Raw genomic sequence first — 16,775 nt, forward strand, 5'->3', positions numbered from 1 at the left:
CGCGGTCCGCTTGCTATGGCATGGCCGCACTCCGCTGCGATAGGGTCGCCTCGTCATCTTCAATTCTTATCGGGGAGGCTCTGTTGATCCAGCGCCGTGCGTTTCTGCTGGCTTCGGTTGCGCTTGTCGCGCTGCCCGGAACCCTTTTGGCAAAACCCGCGGTAAAGGGCGGCAAGAACGCGCGCACCGTCAGGCTGTCCGGCGCGCGGGCGCTGGTCGAGGTCATCGAAGACGAACTGGGCGTGCCGCACGTCCGCGCCGCCTCGTTGCACGACGCTTTCTTCGGGCAGGGGTATCTGGTCGCGCGCGACCGCCTGTTCCAGATCGACATGGAGCATCGCCGCGACATGGGCCGGATGGCCGAGGCGTTCGGACCGCGCTTCGTCGCCGCCGACACGGCGGCGCGGCTGTTCCTCTATCGCGGCGATATCGACGCCGAGCTGGCGGCGCTGTCGCCCGATGTGCTCGAATGCGCGATGGGCTATGTTGCCGGGGTCAACGCCCGGATCGACGAGCTGGCGGCCAATCCGGCGGAATTGCCGCTCGAATATGGCATTCTCGGGATCAGCCCGCTGCGCTGGGACATCGGCGATCTGGTGCGCAATCGCGGCATCAGCATGGGCGACGCCGACGACGAGGTGCGCCGGGCGCAGCTCCACGCGCGCGGACTGCTCGACGCCGACCAACTGATGGCACCGCTGCGTCCGGCTTGGTCCTTCACCGTACCCGAGGGGCTTGATACCGCGGCGGTGAGTAATGCCGACCTTGGCCTGCTCGACCCCGCCAACCGTCCGGGGGGCTTCGAACCGTTACAGGAGGCGCGCTTCGACCCCGAAACACGCTGGGGCGACCGCTTCGCGCTCGGCAGCAACGCCTGGACGATCGCACCGTCGCGCAGCGCCACCGGGCGGCCGATCCTCGCCAACGACCCGCATCTGGGCATCGGTCGCGCCAGCCCGCGTCACATGTGCCATCTGTCGGCGCCGGGCCTCGACGTCATCGGCGCCGGCGCGCCGGGGCTGCCGGGCATCATGCAGGGGCACACCGACCGCTTCGCCTTTGGTCGCACCAATTTCCACATCGACCAGACCGACCTGTTCATCCTGCGCACCAAGGAGGGCGATCCCGGCCGATATTGGCACAAGGGCGCGTGGCGGGAATTCGAGACGTTCGAAGACGAGATCGCAGTCAAGGGTGCGCCGTCCGAGCGCGTGACGCTGCGCTACGCAGCGGGACGCCCGATCGTGTCGGAGGACGCGGCGCGGGGGCGGGCGGTCGCCTTTGCCACCGTCAGCATGCTGCCGGGCGCGAACATGCGGTTCGCGATCATCGCAATCAACTTATCGAAGGACTGGGCGTCGCTGCGCCAGGCGTTCAAGCTGCACGTCTCGCCGACCAACCTCCACTATGCCGACGTTGACGGTAACACCGGCTGGCAGACGATCGGGTTCACCCCGCGCCGCCCCAAGCACGACGGGCTGTTTCCCGCGCCGGGCGATGGCGATTTCGACTGGACGGGAATTCTGCCTGTCGAGGATATGCCGCACGTCTATAACCCCGCCGAGGGCTGGTTCGCCTCGGCGAACCAGATGAACCTGCCGGCGGATTATCCCTATCGCGAGCGGATCATCAGCTTCGGCTGGAGCGATCCCTTCCGCTACGATCGCTGCGCCGAAGTGCTGCGCGCGCAGCCCAAGCACCGGATCGAGGACAGCATCGCGCTGCAGCACGACGTCCAGTCACTGCCGGCGCGGGTGCTCGTCAAGATGCTGCCCGCTACGCCGTCGGCCGAAGCGGCAGAGGCGGCGGCGCTGCTCAAGCGCTGGGATTGCGGGATCGATGCCGACAGCGCTGCGGCTTTGCTCTATGAGATGGTGCTGCCGTTGCTGTCGACTGCGGTCTATGATCGCGTTGTGCCCGCCGCCGCTCGCGATCTGGTGACTTCGCTCAACCTCGCCGAAATGCTGCGCATGCTCGCTGGTCCCGACAAGCGCCTCGGCGACGATACCGCCGTGGCGCGCGATGCGTTGGTCGATGGCGCATTGGCCGCGGGGTGGAAAAAGGCGGTTGAAGTCGGCGGACCCGATCCGGCGAGCTGGCGCTGGGGCGACCTGCACCGCGTGACGATCGAGCATCCGCTCGCGGCCTCGAACCGCGCGATTGCGGCGGCTTTCCCGAAGATCATGGGCGGGCGCTCGGGCGGCGACTGGAACACGCCGATGGCGCGCGGCTTCAATCCTCGGCGCGGCTTCGATGTGACGCATGGCGCGAGCTATTTGTTCGTCGCCGACGTCGGCGCGTGGGACAACAGCCGCTTCCTGCTGCTGCCCGGCCAGTCGGCCGATCCGCGCTCGCCGCGCTACCGCGACTTCTATCCAAAATGGCTCGCTGGCGAGATGCAGCCTTTGTGGTTTAGCAAGGCGGCGGTCGACCGTCATGCCTCCACACGGCTGGTCCTCGCGCCCGCCTAGAGCGCTTCGGCGATCGCGACGAGGGCGCGGTCGACTGCGGCGGTGGCCTGGCTGTCCAGTTCGCCGGGTATGTCGTTGGCCAGCGCCGAGAAGATGAGCGTCTTGCCGCTGCGTGTTACGAGGTAGCCCGACACGGCGCGCGAGGCGTTGAGCGATCCGGTCTTGGCGAAGAGCTTGCCCTCGAGAATCGTGCCCTTGAAGCGGTTCTGCAGCGTGCCGTCGCGCCCGGCGATCGGCAGCGTCTCGCGCCAGGCCATGCTCCACGGCTGGCGCGATATCCAGCTCAGCAGGCCGACCGCGCCGCGCGGGGTGATGCGGTTATAGCTCGACATGCCCGACCCGTCGGCGAAGAAATAGCTGGTGGCGGGGAGGCCCGCTTCGCCCATGACCTTGCGCATCACCGCCTGGCCGTCGGCGATCGAACCGCTGCCGGTTTGCCGCGCGACGCGGCGCAGCATCAGTTCGGTATGGAGATTCTGGCTCTCCTTGTTGATCCGGATCATATTCTCGGCGAGCGACGGCGCGGCCAATTCGGCGAGCATCGCGGGTTCGGCGGGCAGCGCGACCGGCGCACCGTCGCGGGTCTTGGGATCGTCGGCGGTGGTCAGCGGCCGGTGGCGGGCCGCGATGTCGCCGTCGACGCGTACGCCGCGCGCGCGCAGCAATTCGCTGAGGCGCCACGCGGCATAATGCGCCGGATCGTCGATGCCGTAGCGCAGCGTCATCGGCGCGGCCTCGGCGCCGATGGTGCCGGTCAGGCGCAGGATGCGGCTGTTAGGCATCCGGTCGGCGGCGACCTTGTCCTCCTTGCCCGCGACGGTCGTGACGTGATTTTCGATGCTGTAGTAGCCCGGGGCCTGAATGGCGGGCGCCGCACCCAGCGCGCCCGGTGCGAGTTTGAGCACCAGTTCATTGTCGTCGAGCGTCAGCGCCGAAATGCCGGTGCCGTAACGCGACTGGATATTGTTCCAGCTCATCCCCGGGCTCCAGCGTTCGTCGGGGAACCAGCTGTCGTCGCCGACGATGTTGCGGACATGGCGCGTCTTCGCGGCGACCGCGTCGGCGAGCGTCTGGAGGCAATCGGTCTTGCAGTCGTCGGCGCTGGAAAGCACCGCGTCGCCGCGGCCATGAAGCACGACGTCGACCTTGCCATCGGCGGCCGTTTCGAGCCTTACGCCCGTGCCTTTTGCGGTCTGCTGGAGCAGTGGCAGTTCGGCATAGGCGATGGCGGTCGTGAACATCTTGGTGTTCGACGCCGGAATGAAGCGCTGGTCGGGGGCGATCGACACAAGCGTTTCGCCGTCGAGCGTCGTGACGAGCAGGCCGTAGCGCGTGCCGGTGGGACCCGTGGCGAGCGTCTGTTCGACGGTGGAGAGCAGCGGTGCGGCCGGTGCCGTCTGGGCGTGGGCCGTGGCGAGCGACAGCGCGAGGGCGGAGGCGAGGGCGAAGCTTTTGATCGTCATTTTCATCGGTCTGTCCGTTCGTCCCATGCAGTGATGAGGGCGTTGCCCGTGGCGGGGCGGAGCGCCACGATGCCGCTGTCGAAGTGGCGGGTCGGGTGGACCCGGTTGGTGAGCAGCGTCCAGGCGAGACCGCGCTCGAAATCGATCCACAGGCCGGTGCCGGTGAAGCCGGTGTGTCCGATCGTTTCGGCCGAACAGGCGTCGCCGCCGTGCCAGCCGGCAAAGGCGCGCTCCCAGCCGCAGGTCCGGTGGTTTTCGCCCGCCGTGCGGATCTCGGCCATCATCGCGGGCGACAGGATTTCGCCGCGCAGCATCGCGGCCGCGAAGCCCAGCACGCCGTCGACGGTGCCGAACAGCCCGGCATGGCCGGGCGCTCCGCCGAGGGCATAGGCGTTTTCGTCGTGGACCTCGCCCTTCATGACGCGCTCGCGCCAGCTGCAATGCTCGGTCGCGACCGCCGGGCCGGGCGGCGGACCGAAAGCCAGTGCTTCGCCGAGCGGCCAAGCGGAGAGCGGCGCGCCGGTGATCCGTTCGATCGCGATGCCGAGCAGGATGAAATTGATGTCCGAATAGACCGGCGGCCCGTGGCGCCATTCGCGCTGGAGGACGAAGGCGCGCAGCCGCGCGGGGTCGTCGCCATAGGTATAGATCGGCTCGACCGCGGGCAGGAAGCTGCGGTGCATCAGGCAGTCACGGAAGGTCAGCCGGCGCTCGGCGGCGCCCGCGACGTCATATTGGCGCAGGTCGGGGATCGCGTCGGTCAGCGCGCGATCGAGATCGAGTCGGCCCTGTTCGGCGAGGGTCAGGATGATCGTCGTCGTTGCGATGACCTTGCTCAGCGAGGCGAGGTCGAACCAGTGGTCGCGGGTCAGCGTCTCGCGGTCAGGAACGAGCGCGGCCATGCCCGTAAGGCGCACGGCGGTGCGGCCGTCGGCATCGACGACGCCGAGCGCCGCGCCGGGGATGCGGCCGCTTTCGACGGCTTCAAGGGCGGGCGCAACGCCCGCGTCGCAGATGGCCTGCAGCGTCATGTCGCCGCGCGCGCCTTCACGCGGACGATGACCGGCAACAGGAAGATCGCGGCGAAGCTCAGCGCCCCCGACAGCAGGAAAAAGCCGTCATAGCCGATCTGCGTCTGCATCGACCCCGATGCACCCGCGAGCAGGCGGGGCAGCAGGAAGGCGAAGCCGGAGAGCAGCGCATATTGTGCCGCCGGATGGGCCGGGCTGACCAGCATCGACAGATAGATGACGAACACCGCACCCGCGAAACCATTGCCGAACTGGTCGATCGCAACCGAGGTATAGAGGACGAAGGCGGACGCTTCGCTGTGCCACAACCAAACATAGATCCAGTTGCCCGCCGCCGCCGTTACCGCGCCGATGCCCAGCGTCCAGCCGAGCGACAGCCGCGTCGACAGAAGGCCGCCGAGCGCGACCCCGGCCATGCTCGCCGAGAGCGCGACGACGCCGTCGGCAAAACCGATCTGTTCGAGGCTGTAGCCCGCTTCGTTCCACAGCGGGTGCGACAGGGTGAGCGTCAGCACGTCGCCCATGCGATAGAGCGAGACAAAGGCGAGCACCGCGAGCACCGCATAGCCATAACGCCAGAACAGTTCGACATAGGGGGCGGCAAAACCCGATTTGCCCGCGAGCGCATCCGCGCTGAGGCGATTGATGCGGGGGAGCGCGAGTGCGAGCAGGACGAAGGGGAGCAGAGCGACGGCGAGGACGACCGGGGTGACATTGGTCTTGGCCGAGATGCCCGCGCCTTCGGCGGCTGACAGCAGCAGCCAGCCGGCGGCCGCCGTGACGAGCGCCGCGCCAAGCAGGATCAGGAGGCTGGCGCCGATGCCGGCGAGGAGCGCCGGCACGCGGCCGGTCGCGCCGTCGCGTTCGGCGCGCATCGCGGCGAGGATCGGAAAGGGCAGGAAGGCGGCGAAGGCGATGACCAGATAGGCGACCGTCCAGTCGGCACGCGCCGCGACAAGGATTGCGCCGCTGCCGGCCGCGACCATCGCGCTTCGATAGCCCCACAGGTTCGCCGCGACGATCGGTGCCTGTTCGGCCTGCGTCGGGGCAAGTTCGATGCGCCAGCCGTCGGCGGCAACCTCCAATGTCGTCGTCCAGAAAGCGAGCAGGATCGCGAAGAGGGCGGTGAGCGGCAGGCTCTTGTCGTTCGAGGTGAAGGCCATGGCGACCATCGCGGTGAAGATGCCGAGTTGCGACAACATGATCCACCCGCGCCGCCGCCCCCAGAAGCGCGCAAAGCCGGGCACGTCATAGCGCTCGACCAACGGCGCCCAGAGGAATTTGAAGGTCGGCAGCAGCGCGATCCAGGCGAAGAAACCGATGATGACGATGTCGACGCCGTGTTTCGACAGGCGAAGCGTAAGCACCGCGTTGAACATGTAGAAGGGCAGCCCGGCGGCAAAGCCGAGCAGCAGGTAGAGGCCGAACAGACGCCGTGCGGAGGGCCTGGCGGGTAAGGGGAGCCCTTCGATCGGGCTGCCGGCCGCGAGCGTCGTCGTCATGGCGGGGGTCTTGTGTCAGCGGGCGGTGGTGTCTCGTCCGCCTTCTCCCAGCGTGCGACGATGGTGGTGACGGTCAGGTTAGCGCTCGCACTCGCGACGGTGCGCGTCATGTCGAGCAGGCGGTCGAAGGGCAGGACGAAGCCGACGACGAGCGCGGTCTGTTCGGGCGACACGCCGACCGCCGAAAGCACCGCAGCGAGCATGAACAGCGAGGCCGAGGGGATGGGCGCCGTTCCGAAGGCCGCGAGTGCGCCGGTGAGCAGGACGACGAGCAGCATCTGGAGGTCGGGCTCGACCCCCACCGCCTGCAACGCGAAGATGCTGAGCAGGCCGACGTACATGGCAGTGCCGTCCTTGCCGATGCTGGCGCCGATGGGCAGCACGGTCTTGGCGACGCCGGGTGCGATCTTCAAATCCTCGAGCGCGATGCGCAGCGCCACGGGCAGGGTGGCGGCGGAGGAGGCGGTCGAGAAGGCGACCGCGAGGGCATCGACGATCGTGCGGTAGAAGAGCAGCACCGGCCGCCGCGCGACGAGGACGAGCAGCGGTATGTGCACGAGCAGGATTTGCAGCAGCACGCCGACGGCGACCCCCACCGCGAGCCAGCCGATGTTGGCGAAGACCGCGACGCCATTGTCCGCCACGGCCTTGGCGATCAGCGCGAGGACACCGAACGGCGTGACCTCCATGACGATCCGCACGACGTGGAACAGGGCCTTGCCCGCCGATTGCAGCAAGTCGGCCATAGGCTTCCCCTCGTCGCCCGCCAGGATGACGCCGAAGCCGAAGAGGATCGAGAAGAAGATGATCGCCAGCATGTCGCCGTCGACCAGCGACTGGACGATGTTGGTGGGGATGATCCCGACGAGCTGGTCGTGCAGCGATTTGGGTTCGCCCAGCGCATGCGGGACCGCACCGGCAAGTGCGGCGCCCTTGCCGGGTTCGAGCAGCAGGCCGACGATGATGCCGATCGACACCGCGAAAAAGGTCGTCGCCGCGAACATCCCGACGGTGCGTGCGCCGACCGATCCCAGCCTGCGCGGGTCGGCGAGCGCAGTGACCCCCGATGCGATGCTGATGAAGACGATCGGGACGACGAGCATCCGGATCAGCCGGACGAAGAGTTCGCCGACGATGGCGATCGCTCCGGTTGCGGCGGGCCAGACGAGTCCCAGCACCACGCCGATCGCGAGCGCGCCAAGCACCCTTTGCCACAGCGGCACCGCGACCCAGCGGCGAAGCAGTCCCGTCATTCGCCCCTGTGCCCCGATCCTGTCAAATGCCACCCCAGAAGCCGGGCTGCGGCGGCGACATGATGCCGTGCGCCGCGCTGACCCCGCCCACGCGATCCTCTGCAAGCCAGAGCGGTCCGTCAAGGTCCGCGAAACTGCTGTTGGCCGCGATGGCCCAGGCGGGCGCGATCGACAGCGACGAACAGATCATGCAGCCCGTCATCACATCGAGCCCGCGCGCGCGCGCCGCCTGCGCCAGGTCGAGCGCGGCGGTCAGCCCGCCCGTCTTGTCGAGTTTGATGTTCACGACGCCATAGCCGTCGGGCAGCGTGTCGAGGTCGGCGGCGACATGCACCGCTTCGTCGCCCGCGATCGGGATCGCCGAGCGGAAACCGCGCAGATCGTCGTCGGCATCGGCGGGCAAAGGCTGTTCGAGCAGGTCGATACGCAGCTCGGTGAGCAGGTCCTGGAGGGCCCGGACTTCGGCGATGGTCCAGCTTTCATTGGGATCGACGATCATCTTCGGCGCCGGCGCCGCGGCGCGGACGGCCTTGATCTGCGCCGCGGGATCGCTCCGGTCGACCTTGATCTTGAGGAGCGGGGCATCGGCGAGCGCGGCGGCGGCGGCCGCCATGCGATCGGGGGCGTCGAGGCTGACGGTCATCGCGGTGACGATCGGGCGCAGCGGCTTTTCGAGGCCGAGCGCGGCCGCGATATCGCTTCCCGCCAGCCGCAGTTCGAGGTCCCACAGCGCGCAATCGACCGCGTTGCGCGCGGCGCCGGCGGGCATGATGCCGAGCAATTCCTGACGCGTCGCGCCCGCTTCGATCGCATCGCGAGCGGCCTCGATCGTCAGAATGGTGCTTTCTTCATTCTCGCCGTAGCGCGGATAGGGCACGCATTCGCCGCGCCCGATGACGCCGTCCTGCGCGATCGCGACGGTGACGACCTGCGCCGCGGTCTTCACCCCGCGCGAAATGCGAAAGGGCGTGTGGAGCGGCAGGATCTCGCCGAGGGTCGACAGGCTGCGTGCCATCGCGACGTCAGGCGGTTTCGGCGACGCTGTGTGTGGCGGCACCGGTTTCCAGCAGCCGGTCGAGGATCGTCTCGACCCCGAAACGATAGGGATCGCTGGTCGGCAGCCCGAATTCGGCCTCGGTCGCGGCGCACAGGGCACGTGCCTCGTTCTCGGGCATGGCCGAGGTGTTGAGCGCGATGCCCACAACCCGGACATTCGCGTTGGTCAGCCGGGCTACGCGCAGATTGGCTTCCAGTGTTTCGGCAATGCCGGGCAGCGGATAATGGGGCAGGCCGCGCATATGCGGGCGCGCCGGGTCATGGCACAGGACAAGCGCGTCGGGCTGTGCGCCGTGCAGCAGCCCCGTCGATACGCCGGCGAACGAGGGGTGATAGAGCGATCCCTGCCCCTCGATCAGGTCCCAGCCGTCATCGCTGCGTGCGGGCGAAACCTGTTCGATCGCGCCCGAGATGAAGTCGGCGACCACGGCGTCGAGCGGAACACCGTCGCCCGCGATCAAGATGCCCGTCTGTCCGGTGGCGCGGAAATCGGCCGCCACGCCGCGTTTGTCGAGCGCGGCAGCGAGGCAGAGCGTCGTGTACATTTTGCCGACCGAACAATCGGTGCCGACGGTGAGAAGCCTTTTGCCCGCGCGGGGCTTGCCGTTGCCGATCGGGATATCGGGTCGCGGGTCGCGCACATCGTGCAGCTGGCGGCCGCGCCGCGCCGCGGCCTCGATCAGCCGCGGTTCGGCGTTCAGCCGATGGTGCAGCCCCGAAGCGATGTCGAGCCCGGCCTCCATCGCGGCCAGCGCATCGACGATCAGATCCTCGCCCAGCCTGCCACCGGCATTGGCGATGCCGAGCACCAGCGTCCGCGCACCGGCGGCGTGGGCTGCGGCGAAATCCATGCGCGGCAGGTCCAGGGTCAACGGGCAATCGTCGTGACGATATTCGCCGATGCAGATGTCGGGCCGGAACACGGCCAGTCCGCGCGAAGTCTTGATGTCAGCGGGGTCGCTGGAATGGCCGAGATAGAGAAGATAGGGCGTTTCGATCATGGATCCGGGAACCTGCCTGATGGTAATGGGGCCGATAATAGCTTCCCCTGTCGCAACGCCCCAATATCCAGCGCCCCATATCCTATAGCTTGACGCTATAGACCTTCGATCACCGTCGCGAGTACGGCGAGGAATGCCGACGCTGTCCGCGACGGCGGGCGATTCTGCAGATAGACCGCGTTGATGTCGAAGGTGATCGCGGGCTGCAGCGGCCGGCTCGCCAGCCCGGGCGGCAGCGCGGCGTGCGCCGTGAAATTGTCGACGATCGCCATGCCGACTCCCGCGCTGACCAGCGCTGCGGCGACATAATAGGTGCGGGCCGAAACAACCTCGTCCAGCACGACCTCCAGCCGATTGAGCTCACTCGACAGCATCCGTCCGATCGGGCCGCTCTGCGCCGGGCTGATGAACTTGTGCCCGCACAGTTCGTCAAGGCGCAGGCGCGGGGGCGCGGCCGGCATATCCTCTTCGCGGTAGATGACCACCAGTTCGCCCTCGCCGATCACCTGATGGGCGACGGGAGCCGACAGCGGCACTTCGAAACTGATCGCGATGTCGGTTTCATGCTCATAGAGTTTACGCACCATTTCATCATGGTGCAGCGTCTGGAGATCGAACATGACGTCCGCATGATCGTCCAGAAACCGGGCGACAGCCGTCGGGATCGCGCCGAGCCCCAGCGACGGAAGCGCCGAAATGCGGAGCAGGCCGCCGCGCCCGTGGCGCAGGTTCTGGCACGCCTGGCGCAGCGACCGCACCCGGTCCTGGATGTCGGATACTTCGGCGAACAGGGTGCGCGCGTCCTGCGTCGGGATCAGCCGCCCTTTTGACCGCTCGAACAACGTTAGCCCGATCGAGCGTTCGGCGTGGCGCAGCACCTTCGTCACCGAGGGCTGCGAGACGTTGAGCGACCGGGCGGCGGCGCTGACCGTGCCGTGCAGGAAGACCGCGTGAAATATCTCGATCTGGCGCAGGTTCATCGCGTTGTGGCTCCAAAGCTGCGGTTGTCGGGCAAGGATTTGCCGCTGTTTCGGCCGAATATCGACGCTGGTTTTCGATCTTATGCCATTGGGTTATAGGGGCTGCAACTACACTCTCTGGACGCGGGGCGCTTATTCGAGACATCCTCGTCGCCGGAAAAAGCCGACCGAGGGTGCGCCCCGGCCGGCGGTCGCAACTGCCCACAAGAAGGATCACGCCGATGCCGTCGTCGCTTGCTTCGCTTTCCGTTCGCCGGACGATCGCTTCGCTGTCGGCCGCTGCGGCGCTGCTTTGCGTGGCCGGCGCCGCAGCGCGGCCGGACGAGGCGGTCGACGTGATCATCCGGGGCGGGACGATCTATGACGGCGGCGAGGGCGAACCCTTTGTCGGCGACGTCGCGATCCGGGGCGACCGGATCGTCCATGTCGGCCCGTCCGGCGACTATTCGGCGCCCCGGGTCATCGACGCGAAGGGGTTGATCGTCGCGCCCGGCTTCATCGATCCGCACACCCATGCCGACAGCTTCCTCCGCTCGCCCGACCCGACGGTGCGCGTCAATGCCGCCTGGCTGGCCCAAGGGGTCAGCACGGTGATGATCGGGGTCGATGGCTATGGCACGCCCGACGTCGCGGAGGATGCCGCCAGGCTGGCCGGATCGGGGATCGGCACCAATATCGTGCCCTTCGTTGGCTTCGGACCAGTGCGCCAGCGGGTGCTGGGTCAGGATGCGCGCGCGCCGAACTCGGCCGAACTCGATGCGATGAAGGCGTTGGTCGCCAAGGGCATGTGCGAAGGCGCGGTAGGCCTTTCCACGGGGCTTTTCTATGCGCCGCAAAGCTTCGCCACCACCGGCGAGGTCGTCGCCGTGGCGCGCGAGGCGGCGATCCGCGGCGGCCTTTACGACACCCACCAGCGCGACGAATCGAGTTACAGCATCGGCCTGCTCGGGTCGGTGGAGGAAGCGATCGAGATCGGCCGGCAGGCCGGAATGCCGGTCCATTTCGCCCATCTGAAAGCGCTCGGCGTCGACGTTCATGGTCAGGCCGGCGCGGTGATCTCCGCGATCGACGCCGCGCGCAAGGCGGGGGTCGACGTGACTGCAGACCAATATCCCTGGCTGGCGTCGGGATCGAGTCTCGACGCGTCGCTGCTGCCGCGCTGGGCGGTCGATGGCGGCGGGGCGGCGTTGCTGAAGCGGCTCGACGATCCCGTCACGCTGGCGCGGATCCGGGGCGAAATGCAGGACAATCTTCGCCGGCGCGGCGGGGCCAGCGCGTTGCTCCTGATCGCACAGGGCTTTCCCTGGACCGGCCGGACGCTGGAACAGGTTGCAGAGGAGTGGAGGGCGGATCCGCGCGACGCGGCGCTGCGGATCATCCGTCAGGGTATCGAGGCGAAGGGCGAGGGACAGAAGGGCGGCGGCGCCGCCGTCGCGTCCTTCAACATGGCGCAGGCGGACGTCGACCTGTTGATGACGCAGCCGTGGATGGTGACGTCATCCGACGGGTCCGACGGCCATCCCCGCATGTTCGCGACTTTCCCCGAAAAATATGCGCGTTACGTCCGCGAGCGCAAGGTCATCGACTTGCGGACCTTCATCCGTCAATCGACCGGCCGCACCGCCGACATCTACAAGCTCGACGGGCGTGGTTACCTGCGTCCAGGCTTTTTTGCGGACGTGCTCGTCTTTGATCCTGCCCAATATGCGCCGCGCGCCGATTATATGCACCCGCGCGAACTGAGCGTCGGTGTTCGGAAACTCTTCGTCAATGGCGCATTGGCGGTCGATGACGGTCGAACAACGGGCGCCGCTGCCGGTCGCGCTCTGCTGAGGCCCCGTCCGCCCGGCTGCACCGGGCGCGATTGAACGGTTAAAACGCCAAATCTGGATGCTTGCCCATGCGGGCAATGACCATTGCGCAAAGACGCTCGGTCTCGACACGATTTGCACACGCGATCCGCGCGAAACCCTTGCCGCCGTCGCGTCCGTCGTCGATTGCCTGAAACGATACGGGGTTCGTGGAAACCCTGCCCCTCTTGGCCCAGGCGTTGCTCAAGGCGTCGCAGGCGGATCAGCGCCGATGACAGCAAATTCATTCGACAGTCCGAACGGCCTTCGTCAGAAGGTCGGATGCGTCTGTCAATTCCTGGGTGATCGGGTTGCTCCAAAATCTGCTTGAACATGTCGACACGATGCATGCGACCGCGGGTTTGCTGGTCGGCATCATGGTCGGGCTGACAGGCGTTGGGGGCGGGTCGCTGATGACGCCGCTGCTGGTGCTGATGTTCGGCGTTAATCCCAAGACAGCCGTTGGCACAGACCTTCTGTTCGCCGCGCTGACGAAGACGGTGGGGAGCACCGTCCATGGCTGGCGCGACACCGTCGACTGGCATATTTTTCGCCGTCTCGCCGCAGGATCGATCCCGGCCGCTGTCCTTTCGGTCGTCGCGTTGCAGGGGCTCGGCAGTATCGGCGACGGTGCCGAGCATGTCATCATTCTGTTTCTGGGCTTTATGTTGATCCTGACGGCGTTCGCCGCGTTTTTTCAGGGACATCTCATGCGGTTCGCGCGGCGGCACGAAGGTCCCGACGATGGGCGGGCACTGCTGCCGACCGTGATGCTCGGCGCGTTCATTGGAGTTGCGGTCTCCATCTCGTCGATCGGGGCGGGGGCGATCGGCGTGACCGCCCTGCTGATGCTCTACCCGCACCTGCCGGTCTCGCGGATTGTCGGCACCGATATCGTGCACGCGGTTCCGCTGGCCCTGGTGGCGGGTTCGGGGCACTGGCTCTATGGCGATGTCGATCCGACGCTGCTCATCAGCCTGTTGGTGGGATCGATCCCCGGCGTGATCGTCGGCAGCCTCTTGTCCAGTCGTGCGCCCGATCATCTGTTGCGTCCGGCGCTTGCGGCTGTCCTGCTGTTTTCGGGCCTGAAGCTGCTGACCAGTTGATAGGGATACTTTGGCGCCAATCGACTGCTTTCGGCTAGCGTCCGACTTGCGAAGTCACGGCCGTAGCGACCCGCGCGGAATCCCGATGACCCCGTGGCTTGAAACCGCGCCATTGATCGTTGCGGCGTCGAGCCGCAGCAAGGCGGCGTGGGTCGCCGCCGCCAGCGGCACGTCGGCCGGCGGGTCGGCGGGGACCACTTCGCCCGCCATGAAGAGCGCGTCGAGGGCGTTGAACAGATCGGCCTCGCCGATGTCAGCCACGGCGGTCAGCGGTTGCGGCCCGTTTTCGAGCGCGCGCAGGATCGCATGCGCCGCATCGTTGTCGAAACGGATCGTGCCGGCGGCGGTGCGGGCCTCGAAACTGGCTTCGCCGAGCGGGCGCGGGGCTGACCACCAGCCCTGCATCCGCGCCTTGGCCTGTTCGGTCGCTGAAAGCCGCGCGTAGCGCTGTTTCACGAACAGGTCGGTGCGGAACCAGTTGCGGGTGAGCAGGTCGAGCGCGCATTCGCGCGCGGCGGGATTGGCGATCGTGGACAGTGTTTCGCGCCATGCCGCCTTCAGGGCAAAATCGGCGCGCAAGCGGTTAGGTCTCGCCTGGCCGGCCAGCGCCAGTCCGCGCTCCGCCGCAGCTTCGAGAACAGCGCCCGACCAGAGCGGCGTCCAGTGGCGATTGAGATATTCATGCGCGAAATAATCGGTCGGCAGGCGGCCGCGCATCTCGTCGATCCATTCCCAATGGCCCGCTTCGAATATCCCGGTCGCGCGTAGCTGTTCAAGCGCGGTTTCGAACCGCTGGGTCGGCGTGCCCGGCAGGCCGTCCGCCAGTGTCCACAGCATTTGCTGGAACGCGACCATCGGTGTCCAGCCGGGCAGGCAATTATAGCCGACGGCCATCACCCCGCCGGGTTTCAGCATATGGGCGGCGAGGTCGAGGACATGGCCGCGATTGGTTTCGCTGACCCAGGCCAATACGCCTTGGCATTGCACATAATCGGCCGCGTCGCCGGCTTGTGCCGCCAGCGCGGCGTCGAAATATTGATGATGGAGTTCGATGTTATCGAGGCCGATTTCCGCCGCCATCGCCGCGCCGCGCGCGACATGGTTCGGATTGCCGTCGATACCGATGAAATGCCCCTCGGGATGCGCGGCAGCGTTGAGGATCAGCCCGATGCCGTCGCCGCAGCCGATATCGACCATCGTGAAGGGCGAGCGCGTGCCATGACCGCGCGGCGACGCGATCCCGACATGCGCCAGCATCGCGTCGATATTTGGCGGGGCGAAGCTCGCATGAAAGCTGCTCGGATAGAGCGAGTCGCCGACATAGCCGTCGATGCTGTCGGACGGACCCGCCGTCGTGTCGTGCGGCGCCATGCGCGCGATCCTCCGCTACGCCGTCATAACTTCACCGGGTTGGGCGTATATTTGTTCGCGGCGGTCGCGGGGCTGAGCTTCACCTCGTTGACCTTCTGCACGACGCTGCCAAAGTCGGGGTCGAGCTTGATATAGGTCGGGCCTGCGCCGCCCGATGCCTGGCCGAGCGCGTCCTCGCTCAGCGCGACGGCGCCCGCCCTGGTCACTTTGTCGGTCTTTCTGGTCATCGCAATTCTCCTAACAACGCCGCGCGGAGGCGGCGGTTCGACAGGTTGCGGCCCGAGTCGGAATATCCTTCCCGACAGGCGTCCTGCATAGCCGATTCCGCGCGCGATAGTGTGCCTTGCGTCACAGCGATGCCGACACCCTTGTCACAACGGGGAAAATCGGTTCATGTGCGCGGATAGAACAATATGGGTCGCGTGCGCATGGCAACAGGGGCGGCACGCGGATGAGCGAAACCATCTATCGGCAGACGGCGCTGGATCGCATGGCGAATCCGGAGCGGCTCGACGCCCCACTGACGCTGGTGCCGCGCCCGTCGTGGATACTGCTCGGCGCCTTCGCCGTCGCGCTGGTCGCGGCGCTGATCTGGGCCAGCGTTGCGCGCGCGCCGGTGACGGTGGGCGCGAGTGGCATCCTGATCAACCGGTCGGGCCTCGCCGAAATCGCCGCCGCGCAGGATGGCCGTATCCAGACCATGCTGGTCATCCCGGGCGATGCGGTGCGGATCGGCCAGCCGATCGCAACCATTGCCCGCACCGAGCTCACCCGCGAACTGGCCGACGCCCGCCTCGACCTGCGCGATGCCCAGGCGCGGCTTGCGCGGTTGCAGGGTTTTTACGGCGAACAGGGCGGGCGCGAACGCGGCGCCGACAGCGCCCGGCTCGCGACGATCTCCGAAAGCCGCCGCGCGCTGACCAGCCGCGCCAGCTATCTCGAGCAGCGCGCGGGCCGGATGGAGAAACTGATCGCGCGCGGCTTCATCACCCAGGACCAACTGGTCGATGTCCAGATCGAACTGGCGGCGGTGCGCGAGCAACTGTCGAACCTGGGCGAGGCGGCGCTGCGCGTGCGCGTCGATGCCGACGCACGATCGGGCACCAGCGGTCTCGCCCTGCTCGACGAACAGCGCGAGGTCGATACGCAGCAGCGCCTGATCGAGCGGCTCGAGGCGCGGCTCGGCGACGAGGAAGTGATCCGCGCGACCGTTTCCGGACGCGTCACCGAGGTGAAGCTGGGCACCGGCGACATCGTCGCCCCGGGCACCGCGCTCGCGACCGTCGCGCCCAACCAGGGCGGGCTCGTGGCGCTGCTCTATGTTCCCGCCGCCGAAGGCAAGCGCATCGCGCCGGGGATGCGCGCGGAGATCACGCCGACCGCGGTCGAGCGTGCGGTCTATGGCCATATCCGCGGCCGCGTCGCGTCGGTCGCGCCGCTGCCCGCGACCCCGGAGGGCATGCGGCGCATGCTGCGCAACGACCAGCTGGTAGCCGAACTGACCGCGCGCGGCGCGCCGATCGAGGTGCGGATATTGCTCGACCGCGACGCCGCCAATGCGAGCGGCTTTGCCTGGTCGGCGTCGAAGGGACCGCCGGGGGCGATCAGCGCGGGATCGATCGTCGCGGGCAGGGTGGTGGTCGCCGACCGGCGCATCATCGGATTGCTGGTGCCGGGCGCCGGTAACTAGC

General features: G+C 67.5%; 13 protein-coding genes. 4 read left to right on the forward strand and 9 right to left on the reverse strand.

The features are described from left to right. Nucleotides 1-83: 83 nt before the first annotated feature. Entirely contained in the window at nucleotides 84-2,471 is a 2,388-nt protein-coding gene (locus AC07U1_RS12930) for a penicillin acylase family protein (RefSeq protein ID WP_495176233.1), read from the forward strand. Here the strand turns inward: AC07U1_RS12930 and dacB are convergent. From dacB to AC07U1_RS12965, 7 genes are all read right to left on the reverse strand, one after another. Next, nucleotides 2,468-3,940, reverse strand: a complete 1,473-nt coding sequence (gene dacB, locus AC07U1_RS12935; protein WP_495176232.1) for a D-alanyl-D-alanine carboxypeptidase/D-alanyl-D-alanine endopeptidase — start codon at nucleotides 3,938-3,940, stop codon at nucleotides 2,468-2,470. The genes AC07U1_RS12930 and dacB overlap by 4 nt on opposite strands. Further along, nucleotides 3,937-4,965: a serine hydrolase domain-containing protein gene (locus AC07U1_RS12940; protein ID WP_495176231.1), complete on the reverse strand. Its 1,029-nt coding sequence runs from the start codon at nucleotides 4,963-4,965 to the stop codon at nucleotides 3,937-3,939. Before AC07U1_RS12940 ends, dacB begins: the two co-directional genes overlap by 4 nt. After that, a complete protein-coding gene (locus AC07U1_RS12945) occupies nucleotides 4,962-6,467 on the reverse strand; it encodes an MFS transporter (RefSeq protein WP_495176230.1) in 1,506 nt (501 codons plus the stop codon). Before AC07U1_RS12945 ends, AC07U1_RS12940 begins: the two co-directional genes overlap by 4 nt. Continuing rightward, nucleotides 6,464-7,720, reverse strand: a complete 1,257-nt coding sequence (locus AC07U1_RS12950) for a dicarboxylate/amino acid:cation symporter (protein ID WP_495176229.1) — start codon at nucleotides 7,718-7,720, stop codon at nucleotides 6,464-6,466. Before AC07U1_RS12950 ends, AC07U1_RS12945 begins: the two co-directional genes overlap by 4 nt. A 22-nt stretch (nucleotides 7,721-7,742) precedes the next feature. Further along, complete coding sequence (gene dgcA / locus AC07U1_RS12955) at nucleotides 7,743-8,735, reverse strand: N-acetyl-D-Glu racemase DgcA (protein WP_495176228.1); 993 nt, start codon at nucleotides 8,733-8,735, stop codon at nucleotides 7,743-7,745. Nucleotides 8,736-8,742: 7 nt separating this feature from the next. Further along, nucleotides 8,743-9,777 (reverse strand): N-acetyltransferase DgcN, encoded by a 1,035-nt coding sequence (gene dgcN / locus AC07U1_RS12960; RefSeq protein ID WP_495176227.1) that lies wholly within the window; start codon nucleotides 9,775-9,777, stop codon nucleotides 8,743-8,745. 95 nt (nucleotides 9,778-9,872) lie between these two features. Further along, a complete protein-coding gene (locus AC07U1_RS12965; RefSeq protein WP_056348052.1) occupies nucleotides 9,873-10,757 on the reverse strand; it encodes a LysR family transcriptional regulator in 885 nt (294 codons plus the stop codon). Between the two features lie 221 nt (nucleotides 10,758-10,978). Here AC07U1_RS12965 and AC07U1_RS12970 point away from each other — a divergent pair, with 221 nt between their 5' ends. Together AC07U1_RS12970 and AC07U1_RS12975 are read left to right on the forward strand one after the other, a co-directional pair. Next, nucleotides 10,979-12,625 (forward strand): N-acyl-D-amino-acid deacylase family protein, encoded by a 1,647-nt coding sequence (locus AC07U1_RS12970; protein WP_492738835.1) that lies wholly within the window; start codon nucleotides 10,979-10,981, stop codon nucleotides 12,623-12,625. Between the two features lie 326 nt (nucleotides 12,626-12,951). Then, entirely contained in the window at nucleotides 12,952-13,713 is a 762-nt protein-coding gene (locus AC07U1_RS12975) for a sulfite exporter TauE/SafE family protein (protein ID WP_492739175.1), read from the forward strand. Nucleotides 13,714-13,767: 54 nt separating this feature from the next. On the opposite strand, the gene AC07U1_RS12980 is transcribed toward AC07U1_RS12975, so the two are convergent. After that, nucleotides 13,768-15,084, reverse strand: coding sequence for a methyltransferase regulatory domain-containing protein (locus tag AC07U1_RS12980; protein ID WP_492738833.1), 1,317 nt, complete (start codon nucleotides 15,082-15,084; stop codon nucleotides 13,768-13,770). A gap of 23 nt (nucleotides 15,085-15,107) precedes the next feature. Next, nucleotides 15,108-15,311, reverse strand: a complete 204-nt coding sequence (locus AC07U1_RS12985; protein ID WP_495176226.1) for a hypothetical protein — start codon at nucleotides 15,309-15,311, stop codon at nucleotides 15,108-15,110. 224 nt (nucleotides 15,312-15,535) lie between these two features. Between AC07U1_RS12985 and AC07U1_RS12990 the strand changes: the two genes are divergently transcribed. Beyond that, nucleotides 15,536-16,774, forward strand: a complete 1,239-nt coding sequence (locus tag AC07U1_RS12990) for an NHLP bacteriocin system secretion protein (protein ID WP_495176225.1) — start codon at nucleotides 15,536-15,538, stop codon at nucleotides 16,772-16,774. Nucleotide 16,775: the final 1 nt, after the last annotated feature.

It is taken from the genome of Sphingopyxis sp. GW821-FHT02C12 (assembly GCF_059421785.1).